The organism is Stutzerimonas sp. S1, from assembly GCF_025966695.1.
In the GTDB taxonomy this organism is placed as follows: Bacteria; Pseudomonadota; Gammaproteobacteria; order Pseudomonadales; family Pseudomonadaceae; genus Stutzerimonas.
Genome location: NZ_JAOEIY010000002.1, coordinates 495,566 through 509,431, shown reverse-complemented (window position 1 = coordinate 509,431; position 13,866 = coordinate 495,566). Strand labels below are relative to the sequence as shown.

Here is a 13,866-nt window from a genome sequence, read left to right as displayed (position 1 = left end):
ATTTCAGTCACTTAAGGCATGTATCGAACAACGATTCGATGATTCGACGCCGAGAATTCCAGCCCCTGCCGCGAACGTCAGGCAGCCGGTGCGGGGCCACATAAGGAACGAAGACATGGCAAAAGCACGCAAACCCGCCGCCTTCATCAAAGACCCGCTCTGGTACAAGGACGCGGTGGTCTATCAGGTACACCTGAAATCCTTCTTCGACTCCAACAATGACGGGGTGGGCGACTTTCCCGGGTTGATCGAGAAACTCGATTACATCGCCGACCTCGGGGTGAACACCATCTGGTTGCTGCCGTTCTACCCGTCACCGCGCCGCGACGACGGATACGACATCGCCGAGTACCGCGGCGTGCACCCGGACTATGGCGACATGGCCGACGCCCGGCGCTTCATCAATGAGGCACACAAGCGCGGCCTGCGGGTGATTACCGAACTGGTCATCAACCACACCTCCGACCAGCATCCCTGGTTCCAGCGCGCACGCAAGGCGAAGAAGGGCTCGGCGGCACGCAACTTCTACGTGTGGTCGGACACCGACGACAAGTACCAGGGCACGCGGATCATCTTCCTCGATACCGAGAAGTCCAACTGGACCTGGGACCCGGTGGCCCAGCAGTACTTCTGGCACCGCTTCTATTCGCACCAGCCGGACCTCAATTTCGACAATCCGCAGGTGATGAAGGCGGTGCTCAGCGTGATGCGCTACTGGCTGGATCTCGGCATCGACGGCCTGCGCCTGGATGCCATTCCCTACCTGGTCGAGCGCGATGGCACCAACAACGAGAACCTGCCCGAAACCCATGTGGTGCTTAAGCAGATCCGTGCGGAGATCGACGCCAACTATCCCGACCGCATGTTGCTGGCCGAGGCCAACCAGTGGCCGGAGGACACCCAGCTGTACTTCGGCGGCGAGAACGGCGGGCCTGGCGATGAATGCCACATGGCCTTTCACTTCCCGCTGATGCCGCGCATGTACATGGCCATCGCCCAGGAGGACCGCTTCCCGATCACCGACATCCTGCGCCAGACGCCGGACATTCCGGACAACTGTCAGTGGGCGATCTTCCTGCGCAACCACGACGAGCTGACCCTGGAAATGGTGACCGACAAGGAGCGCGATTACCTGTGGAACTACTACGCCTCGGACAAGCGCGCGCGGATCAATCTGGGCATCCGTCGTCGACTCGCGCCGCTGCTGGAACGTGACCGTCGGCGCATCGAACTGCTCAATAGCCTGCTGCTGTCGATGCCGGGTACGCCGGTGATCTACTACGGTGACGAGATCGGCATGGGCGACAACATCTTCCTTGGCGACCGCGACGGCGTGCGTACGCCGATGCAGTGGTCGGTGGACCGCAACGGCGGTTTCTCCCGTGCCGATCCGCCGAACCTGGTGCTGCCGCCGATCATGGACCCGCTCTACGGCTACTACACCGTCAATGTCGAGGCGCAGCAGCGCGACCCGCATTCGCTGCTCAACTGGACGCGGCGCATGCTGACCATCCGCAAGCAGTTCAAGGCGTTCGGCCGCGGCACGCTGAAAATGCTGGCGCCGAACAATCGGCGCATCCTGGCCTATCTGCGCGAATTCACCGGACCCAGTGGCGAAACCGAACTGATCTTCTGCGTTGCCAATGTTTCGCGCTCGGCGCAGGCAGCCGAGCTGGAAATGTCGCAATACGCCGGCATGGTGCCGGTGGAAATGCTCGGTGGCAGCGCCTTTCCGCCCATCGGCCAGTTGCCGTACCTGCTGACATTGCCGCCCTACGGCTTCTACTGGTTCCAGCTCGCCACGACCCATCAGATGCCCAGTTGGCACCAGGAACCGGTGGAAACCATGCCGGACTTCCGTACCCTGGTCTTCCAGCGTCTGGATACCCTCAACAGCGCCTGCAAGCGCATCCTGGAGAGCGAATCGCTGCCGGCCTATCTGCCCAAACGGCGCTGGTTCGCCGGCAAGGACGCGCCGATCGATTCGATCAAGATCTGCTACAGCGTGCCCTTCGGCAATCCGCAACGCCCGGTGCTGTTCAGCGAGATTGCGGTAGAAAGCGCCGGGCGCACCGAGCTCTACCAGCTGCCGCTGGGTTACCTGGCCGAAGCGGACTTCGGCAATGCGCTGCCGCAGCAACTGGCGATGGCGCGGGTTCGCCGTGGTTCGCAGGTCGGGCTGCTGACTGATGCCTTCACCCTCGATCAGTTCGTGTTCGGAGTCATCCAGGGCCTGCGCGATCATCTGGTGCTGGCTTGTGGCGAGGGCGAGATTCGCTTCGAACCCATGCCTCAGCTGGAGGAAGTGGAGCTGCCGGGCGACGCCGAAGTGCGCTACCTGTCCAGCGAGCAGTCGAACAGCTCGGCGATCATCGGCCACGCCATGATGATCAAGCTGCTGCGTCGGGTGGCACCGGGCATCCATCCGGAACTGGAAATGGGCCGGTTCCTCACCGCGCAGGGGTTCACTCACATCTCGGCGATGCTCGGTCAGGTCAACCGGATCGACAAGAACGGCGATCCGCATGCGCTGATCGTGGTGCAGCGTTACCTGGACAATCAGGGCGACGCCTGGGAGTGGTCGATCAATACCCTCGACCGCGCGGTGCGTGACCAGCTCGCCGGCGGCGTGTCGGAGCATGAGAACCAGTACAGCGCGCTGGCGGAACTGGAAGACTTCAATCAGCTGCTCGGTCAGCGTCTGGGCGAGATGCATCGGGTATTGGCCGGTGCCGCGGATGATCCCGCCTTTGCTCTCGAGCCGACGAAAAAAGCCCATGCGCAGGAATGGGCACAGGCGGTGACGGCCGAGCTGGAGCGCGCGTTGACGCTGCTTGGCGATCACCGGGGCGATCTGGAGCGCAAGGATGCCGTACTGGTGGACCAGCTGCTCGGACAGCGCGAACAATTGATCGCCGAAGTGCAACGTCTGGCTGCTAGAACTCTCGGAGGCGTGCGCATGCGCGTGCACGGCGACTTGCATCTGGGGCAGGTGCTGGTGGCCCACGGTGATGCGTATTTCATCGACTTCGAAGGCGAGCCGTCGCGGCCGCTGGAGCAGCGTCGTCGAAAGCTGAGTCCGTTCAAGGATGTCGCCGGGGTGCTGCGCTCGTTCGAGTATGCGGCGGCGATGACCATCCGCAATGCCCAGGTCAGCGACAGCTCGGCCGAGGCCGACCAGGCGCGCCGCACCATCGCCGAAAGCTACCGGCGAAGCGCGCGCGAGGTCTTCCTCGATGCCTATCGGCAGGCGACCAGCGACCTGCCGCATGCCTGGCGCGACGCGGATGGCGCCGAGGCGGCATTGATGCTGTTCAGCCTGGACAAGACCGCGTATGAAGTGGCCTACGAGGCAGAGAATCGTCCGGCCTGGCTGTCCGTCCCGCTACAGGGATTGGCAGCCTTGGCTCAACAGCTTTCCAGTGGAGGTTCCAATGAGTGATCGTCCGGCCGTGACCATGCCCGGAGAGAACCTGTTGCCCAGCGACGTGGATGTCGACGAGCTGGTCCGGGCCGAGCACGGCAATCCTTTCGCCATTCTCGGGCCGCATTCCGACGGCGACGGCCTGGTGATTCGCGCCTACCTGCCCAACGCGCTTGGCGTCGATGTGCTCGATCGTTCCGGCATCAACGCGCTGGGCAGCATGGAGCAGGGGCAGGTGCCGGGCTTCTTCGTCATTCGTCTGAGTAATCCGCAACCCTACCTGCTCAGGATTCGCTGGGCCGGCGGCGAGCAGATCACCGAGGATCCGTACAGCTTCGGCCCGCAACTGGGTGAGGTGGACATGCACCTGTTCTCCGAGGGCAACCACCGGGAGATCGGCCGGGTGTTCGGCGCTCAGGTGGTGACGGTCGAGGGAGTACCGGGTGTGCGCTTTGCGGTGTGGGCGCCGAATGCGCGGCGGGTCTCGGTGGTGGGCAGCTTCAATGGCTGGGACGGCCGGCGCCATCCGATGCGCCTGCGCTTTCCTTCTGGCGTGTGGGAGTTGTTCATCCCGCGTCTGCAACCGGGCGACGCCTACAAGTACGAGATTCTCGGCCCTGACGGCGTGCTACCGCTGAAGGCCGACCCGGTGGCACTGGCCACCGAACATCCACCGGGCACTGCGTCGGTGATCGCGCGTCCGCTGGAATACGAATGGCACGACCAAGCCTGGCTGCAGCAACGACCGGCACGTCAGGCGATCGACGCGCCGATGAGCATCTACGAGCTGCATGCCGGCTCCTGGCGTCGCGAAGGCGGCGATGGCGGGCGGCTGTATAACTGGCACGAGCTGGCCGAGCGGCTGATCCCCTACGTGGTTGACCTGGGCTTCACGCACATCGAGCTGATGCCGATCATGGAGCATCCGTTCGGCGGATCCTGGGGTTACCAGCTGCTCTCGCAGTTCGCGCCGAGTGCCCGCTACGGCACGGCCCACGACTTCGCCGCCTTCGTCGATGCCTGTCACGGCGCAGGCATCGGCGTGATCCTCGACTGGGTGCCGGCGCATTTCCCCACCGATGCCCACGGCCTCGGTGAGTTCGACGGCACCGCGCTATACGAATATGCGCACCCGTTCGAAGGGTTCCATCAGGATTGGGATACCTACATCTACAACCTCGGCCGCACCGAAGTGCACGGCTTCATGCTGGCCTCGGCGCTGCACTGGCTGCGCGAGTTCCATGTCGATGCGCTGCGCGTGGATGCGGTCGCATCGATGCTCTACCGCGATTATTCGCGCAACGAGGGCGAGTGGATTCCCAATCGCCACGGCGGCCGAGAGAATCTCGAGGCAATCGATTTTCTCCGTCACCTGAACGATGTGGTGGCGCTGGAGGCGCCCGGTGCGCTGGTGATCGCCGAGGAATCCACCGCGTTCCCCGGCGTGAGCAAGCCAACCAGCGAGGGCGGCCTGGGGTTTTCCTACAAATGGAACATGGGCTGGATGCACGACACGCTCAAGTACATTCAGGAAGACCCGATCAACCGTCGTTATCACCATGACCGCATGACCTTCGGCCTGGTGTATGCATTCTCCGAGCATTTCGTGCTGCCGATTTCCCATGACGAAGTGGTGCATGGCAAGGGCTCGCTGATTGACAAGATGCCGGGCGATCGCTGGCAACAGTTCGCCAACCTGCGAGCCTATCTGACCTTCATGTGGACGCATCCAGGCAAGAAACTGCTGTTCATGGGGAGTGAGTTCGGTCAGTGGCGCGAATGGAATCACGACCGCGAGCTGGACTGGTTCCTGCTCGACGAGGCCGATCACCGCGGTGCGCAGCATCTGGTTCGCGATCTGAACCGCCTGTACTGCCAGGAGCCGGCGTTGCACCAGCTCGATTGCGATCCGCAGGGCTTCCAGTGGCTGATCGGTGACGACCGTAACAACAGCGTGTTCGCCTGGCTGCGGCGCAGCACCACCGGCCATCCATTGCTGGTGGTCGCCAACTTCACCCCGGTGGTGCGGGAAGGGTATCGGGTGGGCGTGCCGCTGGAAGGCCGCTGGCTGGAGATTTTCAACAGCGATGCCGAATGCTACGGCGGCTCCAATGTCGGTAACGGCGGCGGCCTGCTGGCCGAAGCGCTGCCCAGTCACGGCGAGCAACGGTCGTTGCTGTTGACGCTGCCGCCGCTCGGGGTGGTGATGCTGCGCCCGCAGGGCTGACGTTCAGCCTTTCACCAGCAGCCGGCGCGCAATGTACGGGCCTTCGTGCAGCAGCGCACTGTGCACCTGAACCAGGCGCGCGCCGGCTGCCATGCGCGCCTGCAGGTGAGCGGCGGTCTGCACGCCGCCCACCGACATCAGCGCCAGCTGGTTGCCGCAAAGCCGCTGCAACTGCTCGATCTGCGCACAGGCCAGATGCTGCTGTTCGTCGTTCTGCCAGTTGACGTAACGCTGGCGGGTCGCCGGCGGGCCGGGGTCATGAGCGGCGAGAAGACCATCGAAGCCGAGCTCCAGCAGCACTTCGGCCAGCGCCAGCGGGACCTGGCCGGGCAGGCTGCGCAGCTTGACCGCCAGCGGCACGCGGCGGGGGCCACAACTGTTCAATGCATGCGCGCGATTGCGCAGCGCGCGCAGCAGGTCGATCAGCTGCGCACGCCGCTCGTCCGCCAGCAGCGGCGCGCTGAGCGGGCTGATCAGGTTCAGCATCAGGTAATCGGCCTGCGCCCAGGCAAGCGTCAGATCGGCGCACAGTTCAGCCGAAGATCGGGTTGGGTCGAGACTCAGATTGAGGCCGACCAGGGCGCGTCCGCCAGCGTTGGGCGGGCGCATCTCGAACAGTTCGGCCGAGGTGCAGCTGCCGACTTCTGTGAAGCCGAAACCCAGCCGTGCGGCGCGCCGGCCGAGCCGGCCGCTGCGGTCGAACCCGGCGGCGATGCCCACGGGTGAGGGGAAGCGCAAGCCCATGACATCTACCGCTTGCGCACGACTGCGGGTCGCCGGCAGATAGCTGGCGGCGCAGGCCAGTTGCAGTGCCAGCCGTTGGCCCAGCCGGCGCACGGTCATGTTGCGCTCAGCCATGTTCACGCTCGAAACGTTGCAGGAAGGCGACCAGCCGCTCGACGCCCGCCAGTGGCATGGCGTTGTACAGGCTGGCACGCAGACTGCCGATGGCCGCGTGCCCGGCCAGATGATGCAGCCCGGCCTGTTCGGCCTCGGCGAGCAGCAGCGGCAGCAACGCCGGCTCGCGCAGCTCGAAGCAGACGTTGACGGTTGAACGATCCTCCTCGCGCTGGTGGCAGCGATACAACTCGCTGCGGTCGAGGCAGGCGTATAGATATTGGCTTTTTTCGCGGCAGCTTGCCGCCATCGCGGTGAGACCGCCGTTTGTGGCGATCCAGCGCAGCATCAGCGCGGCGACATAGAGGGCAAAGGTCGGTGGTGTATTGAAGCGGCTCTGCTGCTCGGCCTGCACCGCATAGCTGAACGCTGCGGGCAGCCCGGGTGCTGGCGGACGCAGCAGGTCGTCGCGGACGATGACCAGGCATAGCCCGGCGACTCCGACGTTCTTCTGTGCGCTGGCGTAGATCAGCCCGAAGCGCTCGACGGGAACGGGGCGGGTGAGGAAGTCAGAGGTCATGTCCGCCACCAGCGGCACCGACAGTTGCGGGAAATGGTGCAGCTGTAGGCCGTTGCCGGTTTCGTTGCTGGTGAGGTGGCAGTAGCCGGCGTAGGGATCGAGCTGCCAGGTCTCGACGGCGGGCAGGGCGGTGAAGCCCTCCGCCGCACCGCTCGCCACCACGTTGACCGGTCCATGCCGGCGTGCCTCGGTGATGGCCTTGCGGGCCCAGTGGCCGCTTTCCAGGTAGTCGGCGCGCTGTCCGGCTTGCAGCAGGTTGAGCGGCACCAGGCCGAACTGCGCCGATGCGCCGCCCTGCATGAACAGCACGCGATAGTTGGCGGGAATCGCCAGCAATGCGCGCAGTTCCTCTTCAGTTTCGCTCATCAGCTGCTTGAAGGCCGGGCTGGTGAACGGTTGCTCCAGCAGCGAGAAGCCGCTGGTTTGCCAGTCCGGCAGCTCCTCGTGGATCTGGTTCAGCACCTCGCGCGGCAGCATTGCCGGACCGGCGGCGAAGCTGTAGCGCTCGGCCTGTTCAGAAAAGGTGCAGGCCATGACCGCCGGCCGCCATCAGGAACAGCAGGGGAAACGAGAGGATGGTGTTGCTGCGCGAGGACAGGAAGGTGATCCGCGAACAGATCACGCGCTCTTCGAGCGTCGCCGGAACGAAGCCGAGCAGTTTCTTCTGATGCGGCCAGAGCACCAGCCAGAGATTGAGCAGCATCGCCGTGCCGATCCAGGCACCCAGGCCGATCGCCGCCAGCGGGCCTTGCAGCAGCAGCGCATCGACCAGCCAGCCGCGCTGCCAGAGCATGAACATCCCGGAGGCCCAGACCACCAGCGAGGCATAGCGGAAGATGCCGTGCTCGCGCTTCATCCGTACCTCCAGATCGCGGTTCAGCGTGGCGGTGTCGATGCCGTTCTGCAGCGGCACGAAGCGCGGGTTCTGGATGAAGTTGGCGTAGTTGTGGCCAACCCACACCAGCGCGAACACGAGGTGCGCGTAACGCGCTAGCACATCGAAGACGGACAGTTGCATCGATCTCTCCTAGATCAGCACGCGCAGCAGCAGGTAGCAGCCGAGCGTCAGCGCGAGGCCCGCGCTGACGGTGCCGCCGAACGAGTCATGGGGCAGTTTCAAGTTCCACCCCCTGGCTGGCCTGCCGGGCGATCAGCGTGCCTTGCGGGCGGGTGGCGTCCTGCGCCAGCGCGACGGCCTGCTGGATCAGCTGATGGTGCGGCGACTTGCTGCACGCCGGGTCGGTGTTGGCACCGTTGCCGGTGAGCAGCAAGGCCTGACAGCGACAGCCGCCGAAGTCCTTTTCCTTCTCGTCGCAGCTGCGGCACGGCTCGGGCATCCAGGCATCGCCGCGGTAAAGGTTGAACACCGGCGAGTCGTGCCAGATCTCTTCCAGGCGCTGCTGGCGCACGTTGGGGAAGGTCAGGTTCTTGAAGTTGCTGGCCTGCGAGCAGGGCAGCACATCGCCGTTCGGTGCTACGGTGACGTGGATCGCCCCCCAGCCGTTCATGCAGGCCTTGGGCCGGCCTTCGTAGTAGTCGGGGATGACGAAGAAGATCGTCAGCCGATCGCCGTAACGCTCGCGCGCACGCTGCACCTGATCCTCGGCGCGTTGCAGTTCGGCGTGGGTTGGCATCAGGGCGTCGCGGTTGAGCAGCGCCCAGTTGTAGTACTGCACGTTGGCCAGTTCGAGGTACTCGACGCCCAGCTCGACGGCAAAATCGATGATGTCCGGTATCTGGCTGATGTTCTGCCGGGTGATCGGTACGTTGAGCACCATCGGGAAGTCCAGCGACTTGATCAGCCGCGCCATGCCGAGCTTGCGCTCCCAGGCATCGACGCCGGCCAGCTCGCGCGCCACGTTGCGGTCGGTGGACTGGAAGCCCAGCTGGATATGGCGCAGGCCGGCATCCTTCAGGGCGCGCAGGCGCGCTTCGGTCAGGCCAATGCCGGAGGTGATCAGATTGGTGTAGTAGCCCATGCGGTCGGCTTCGGCGACCAGCGTCTCCAGATCCTTGCGCAAGGTCGGTTCGCCGCCGGAGAAGCCGATCTGCATGGCGCCCATCGCGCGGGCCTGCGCCATCACGTCGATCCATTCGGCGGTGCTCAGCTCATGCGGGCGGTAGTCGGCGAAGTTGCGCGGGTTGCTGCAGAACACGCACTGCAGCGGGCATTGATAGGTCAGCTCCAGCAACAGCCAGACCGGATTGCCGCTGCCATCAAGCCTTAGCTCGGATCCAGCCTTTGCCATGGGACACCTCCAGGAAATTCAGTACGCCCTTGCCGATCGCGTCGATATCGGATGCGTGGTAATCGCGGCCCAGCTGTTCGATCAGCTCGGCGACGCTGGTCTTGCCGTCGCAGCGCTTGAGGATGTCGCCGCCGGTGGCATTGAGCTTGACGATGCCCTCGGGGTAGAGCAGCACGTGGGCCTGCTGCGACTCCTCCCAGCGGAACAGGAAGGGTGGGCGAATCTCGTAGCAGCTGGCCGGCGATATGTTTGTTGTTGTCGTCATATCCATCTCCTCGCTCGACCGGCGTGAAGGCTTGCACCACCACGCCGGCCAGGGGCTCAGCGCACGTAGACGTACGCGGTGACTTCGAAGCCCAGACGCAGGTCGCAGAAGTCCGGATTGATCCACTGCATGGCGTATCTCCTCGATCAGATTGTTTTCAGGAACAGCGATGTCGCAGCTCGAAACTAAGGCGCTTTGCAGGGGCGACTAATAAGACTTTGGGGTCGGTTTTCCGGGCATTTGGTCGCGCTTTTCTTGCCGCGGAGAAATATTTGCGCTGCGAGGTGTCGCCCTTGTTCATGGTCAATTTCGAGTGCGCGATACGACCTACACTGACGAGTTTTTTTGCGTGGCCATGCGTAGCTGCTAAGCCGGCGCGCCGCGCCAACCGGGCGCTCCAGCGTCGTTGGCATCTACTACCAAATGAGGAGGGCTCCGCTGCCATGGGTGCATACCGGCGGTGAGAGGGCGCTGCCTAAGATCGGTCCATGCCCTGTGCCGGTTCTGGTGCGGGCTCCGACAAGCAGAAAAAGAGAGGCCCAACATGATCTACGCCCAACCCGGTACTGCAGGCGCCGTCGTTTCCTTCAAGCCGCGCTACGGCAACTACATCGGTGGTGAACTCGTGCCGCCGGTCAAAGGTGAATATTTCGTCAACACCTCGCCAGTGAACGGTGAGGTGATCGCCGAGTTCCCGCGTTCGGGCGCCGAAGACGTGGAGCGTGCGCTGGATGCCGCCCATGCCGCCGCCGATGCCTGGGGCAAGACTTCGGTGCAGGACCGCGCGCTGATTCTGCTGAAGATCGCCGATCGCATCGAAGCCAACCTGGAAAAGCTCGCGGTCGCCGAAACCTGGGACAACGGCAAGGCCGTGCGCGAAACGCTGAACGCCGACGTACCGTTGGCTGCGGATCACTTCCGCTACTTCGCCGGCTGCATCCGTGCGCAGGAAGGCAGCGCCGCCGAGATCAACGAGCACACCGCCGCCTATCACTTTCACGAGCCGCTGGGCGTGGTCGGTCAGATCATCCCGTGGAACTTCCCGCTGCTGATGGCGGCCTGGAAACTGGCTCCGGCGCTGGCTGCCGGTAACTGCATCGTGCTCAAGCCGGCCGAGCAGACCCCACTGTCGATCATGGTATTCATCGAAGTGGTTGGCGATCTGCTGCCGCCGGGCGTGCTGAACATCGTCCAGGGCTTCGGTCGCGAAGCCGGTCAAGCGCTGGCCACCAGCACCCGCATCGCCAAGATCGCCTTCACCGGCTCGACCCCGGTTGGCGCGCACATCATGCGTTGCGCCGCCGAGAACATCATTCCGAGCACCGTCGAGCTGGGCGGCAAGAGCCCGAACATCTTCTTCGAAGACATCATGCAGGCCGAGCCCGCGTTCATCGAGAAGGCCGCTGAGGGCCTGGTGCTGGCCTTCTTCAACCAGGGCGAAGTCTGCACCTGCCCGTCGCGTGCAGTTATCCAGGAGTCGATCTTCGAGCCCTTCATGGAAGTGGTGATGAAGAAGATCCAGCAAATCAAGCGGGGCAATCCGCTGGATACCGAAACCATGGTCGGTGCCCAGGCGTCCGAGCAGCAGTTCGACAAGATCCTCTCCTACATGGACATCGCTCGGCAGGAAGGCGGCCAGATTCTCACCGGTGGCGCTGCGGAGAAGCTCGAGGGCAGCCTGGCCAGCGGTTATTACGTGCAACCGACCCTGATCAAGGGCACCAACCAGATGCGCGTATTCCAGGAGGAAATCTTTGGGCCGGTGGTGGCCGTCACCACCTTCAAGGACGAGGCCGAAGCGCTGGCCATCGCCAACGATACCGAGTTCGGCCTGGGGGCCGGGGTGTGGACCCGTGATATCAATCGCGCTTATCGCATGGGCCGTGGCATCAAGGCCGGTCGCGTCTGGACCAACTGCTACCACCTATACCCGGCACATGCCGCGTTCGGCGGCTACAAGAAATCCGGCGTCGGCCGCGAAACTCACAAGATGATGCTCGACCACTACCAGCAGACCAAGAACCTGCTGGTCAGTTACGACATCAATCCGCTCGGCTTCTTCTGATTGGATGGGCTCCGGCGCAGCGCGCTCCCGCCGCGCCGGTTACTTTGCCAGGCACCGCTCGGTGCAGGGCCTTTGCGGACAGTTTCTCCCTTCTGTCGTCCGACTGGCTCGTTTCGCAACGCGGCTTTCATGCCGCGTTTTTTTATGCGCGAGAAATACCTGCACGGCTGATCCGGACATGGCATTCGTCTGGTTTGAGGGCAATCCGGGGCACTACGAAGGCAGGTTGATATCTACTTCCAAAGTACCATTCTGCCGGTGGCGGACAGGGTGCTTAATGAGGGTGCCGGGCATTTCCGGCGCCACGCATAAGAAGAGGATCGAGCCATGTGGACTAAACCCGAATACACCGATCTGCGCATTGGTTTTGAAGTGACGATGTATTTCGCCAATCGTTGATCGTCCCGCCCCGGCTCCGGCCGGGGCTTCGTTTTCAGGGGTAGCCCATGTTCATCCAGATTCTCGGCTCCGCCGCGGGCGGTGGTTTTCCGCAGTGGAACTGCAACTGTGCCAACTGCGCCGGTTTGCGTGCCGGCACGCTGCGAGGCCAGGCGCGCAGCCAGTCATCCATCGCCATCAGCGACAACGGCGAGGACTGGATTCTGTGCAATGCTTCGCCGGACATCCGCGCCCAACTGGAAGGCTTTCCCAAGCTGCAGCCGGCCCGCAAGCCACGGGATACCGCCATCGCCGCGATCATCCTGCTCGACAGCCAGATCGACCACACCACCGGGCTGCTGACCCTGCGCGAAGGCTGCCCGCATCAGGTCTGGTGCACCGAGATGGTCCATCAGGATCTGACCAGCGGCTTTCCACTGTTCAACATGCTGGAACACTGGAATGGCGGGCTAAAGTGGAATCGCATCGAGCTGCAGGGCAGTTTCGTCATTCCGGCGTGCCCGAACCTGCTGATCACGCCTGTTCCGCTACGCAGTTCGGCGCCGCCGTATTCACCGCATCGCAACGACCCGCATCCGGGCGACAACATCGGCCTGCTGATCGAGGATCGCAACACCAATGGCACGCTGTTCTATGCGCCGGGACTGGGGCAGATCAGCGATGGGTTGCTGGCGATCATGCGCCGCGCCGACTGCCTGCTGGTGGATGGCACCCTCTGGCGCGACGACGAAATGCGCCTGCGTGAGGTCGGCGACAAGCTCGGAACCGAGATGGGCCACCTGCCACAGAGCGGCCCGGGCGGCATGATCGAGGTGCTCGACGGGCTACCGGCGCCGCGCAAGGTGCTTATCCATATCAACAACACCAACCCGATCCTCGACGAGGACTCCGCCGAGCGGGAAATCCTCGGAGAGCACGGTATCGAAGTCGCCTTCGACGGCATGAGCATCGAGCTGTAACGCTGCTTGGACCTTTAACCGGCAGGGACCACCCGCGTCGGTCGAACCAAAACAGAACGATAAGAAAGGAATTGCGCCATGAACCTGCCAGCCATGAGCCCCGCCGAATTCGAACAGGCGCTGCGCGCCAAGGGCGAGTACTACCACATCCATCATCCGTTTCATCGGGCGATGTATGCCGGGCAGGCCACGCGCGAGCAGATCCAGGGTTGGGTCGCCAACCGTTTCTACTATCAGGTGTGCATTCCGGTGAAGGACGCCGCGATCATGGCCAACTGTCCGGACCGCGACACCCGCCGTGAGTGGATCCAGCGCATCATCGACCACGACGGTCGGCCCGGCGAGGAGGGCGGCATAGAAGCCTGGCTGCGCCTGGCCGAAGCGGTGGGGCTGGATCGCGAGCAGGTGCTGTCGCAGGAGCTGGTGCTGCCCGGCGTGCGCTTTGCGGTGGATGCCTACGTCAACTTCGCCCGTCGCGCCAGCTGGCAGGAAGCGGCCAGCAGCTCGCTGACCGAGCTGTTTGCCCCGACCATCCATCAGTCGCGCCTGGACGCCTGGCCGCAGCATTACCCGTGGATCGATGCCTCCGGCTACGACTATTTCCGCAAGCGGCTGAAAGAGGCGCGGCGCGACGTCGAGCATGGCCTGCGCATCACCCTGGAGCATTACCGCACCCGAGAAGCTCAGGAGCGCATGCTGAACATCCTGCAGTTCAAGCTCGACGTGCTCTGGAGCATGCTCGACGCCATGAGCATGGCCTACGAGCTGGATCGCCCGCCGTACCACACCGTGACCGCCGAGCGCGTCTGGCACAAGGGCATCGCGCTGTAAGCGCCGCGGATCGGCAGCGTAGGGTGGAAA

General features: G+C 63.8%; 11 protein-coding genes. 6 read left to right on the top strand and 5 right to left on the bottom strand.

What is annotated here, in order from left to right:
- Positions 1 to 115 precede the first annotated feature (115 nt).
- Together treS and glgB are read left to right on the top strand one after the other, a co-directional pair.
- Positions 116 to 3,442, top strand: coding sequence for a maltose alpha-D-glucosyltransferase (gene treS, locus N8H22_RS06250; RefSeq protein WP_264589746.1), 3,327 nt, complete (start codon positions 116 to 118; stop codon positions 3,440 to 3,442).
- Positions 3,435 to 5,651 (top strand): 1,4-alpha-glucan branching protein GlgB, encoded by a 2,217-nt coding sequence (gene glgB, locus N8H22_RS06245; RefSeq protein ID WP_264589745.1) that lies wholly within the window; start codon positions 3,435 to 3,437, stop codon positions 5,649 to 5,651. The genes treS and glgB overlap by 8 nt, the downstream gene beginning before the upstream one ends.
- 3 nt (positions 5,652 to 5,654) lie before the next feature.
- On the opposite strand, the gene N8H22_RS06240 is transcribed toward glgB, so the two are convergent.
- From N8H22_RS06240 to pqqD, 5 genes are all read right to left on the bottom strand, one after another.
- Entirely contained in the window at positions 5,655 to 6,509 is an 855-nt protein-coding gene (locus tag N8H22_RS06240) for a phosphoserine aminotransferase (RefSeq protein WP_264589744.1), read from the bottom strand.
- A complete protein-coding gene (serC, locus tag N8H22_RS06235) occupies positions 6,502 to 7,602 on the bottom strand; it encodes a 3-phosphoserine/phosphohydroxythreonine transaminase (RefSeq protein ID WP_264589743.1) in 1,101 nt (366 codons plus the stop codon). The genes N8H22_RS06240 and serC overlap by 8 nt, the downstream gene beginning before the upstream one ends.
- Positions 7,583 to 8,086, bottom strand: a complete 504-nt coding sequence (locus tag N8H22_RS06230; protein ID WP_264589742.1) for a urate hydroxylase PuuD — start codon at positions 8,084 to 8,086, stop codon at positions 7,583 to 7,585. Before N8H22_RS06230 ends, serC begins: the two co-directional genes overlap by 20 nt.
- 85 nt (positions 8,087 to 8,171) lie before the next feature.
- Positions 8,172 to 9,317 (bottom strand): pyrroloquinoline quinone biosynthesis protein PqqE, encoded by a 1,146-nt coding sequence (gene pqqE, locus N8H22_RS06225; RefSeq protein ID WP_264589741.1) that lies wholly within the window; start codon positions 9,315 to 9,317, stop codon positions 8,172 to 8,174.
- Complete coding sequence (gene pqqD / locus N8H22_RS06220; RefSeq protein ID WP_264589740.1) at positions 9,286 to 9,582, bottom strand: pyrroloquinoline quinone biosynthesis peptide chaperone PqqD; 297 nt, start codon at positions 9,580 to 9,582, stop codon at positions 9,286 to 9,288. Before pqqD ends, pqqE begins: the two co-directional genes overlap by 32 nt.
- A 544-nt stretch (positions 9,583 to 10,126) precedes the next feature.
- On the opposite strand from pqqD, the gene N8H22_RS06215 reads away from it, so the two are divergent.
- The 4 genes from N8H22_RS06215 (at position 10,127) to pqqC (ending at position 13,836) form a co-directional block, all read left to right on the top strand.
- Positions 10,127 to 11,647 (top strand): aldehyde dehydrogenase family protein, encoded by a 1,521-nt coding sequence (locus tag N8H22_RS06215; RefSeq protein ID WP_264589739.1) that lies wholly within the window; start codon positions 10,127 to 10,129, stop codon positions 11,645 to 11,647.
- A 327-nt stretch (positions 11,648 to 11,974) separates the two neighbouring features.
- Positions 11,975 to 12,046: a pyrroloquinoline quinone precursor peptide PqqA gene (gene pqqA, locus N8H22_RS06210; protein WP_003291121.1), complete on the top strand. Its 72-nt coding sequence runs from the start codon at positions 11,975 to 11,977 to the stop codon at positions 12,044 to 12,046.
- 47 nt (positions 12,047 to 12,093) lie between these two features.
- Positions 12,094 to 13,005: a pyrroloquinoline quinone biosynthesis protein PqqB gene (pqqB, locus tag N8H22_RS06205; RefSeq protein WP_264589738.1), complete on the top strand. Its 912-nt coding sequence runs from the start codon at positions 12,094 to 12,096 to the stop codon at positions 13,003 to 13,005.
- Between the two features lie 78 nt (positions 13,006 to 13,083).
- Positions 13,084 to 13,836, top strand: coding sequence for a pyrroloquinoline-quinone synthase PqqC (pqqC, locus tag N8H22_RS06200; protein WP_264589737.1), 753 nt, complete (start codon positions 13,084 to 13,086; stop codon positions 13,834 to 13,836).
- The last annotated feature ends 30 nt before the right edge of the window (positions 13,837 to 13,866 follow it).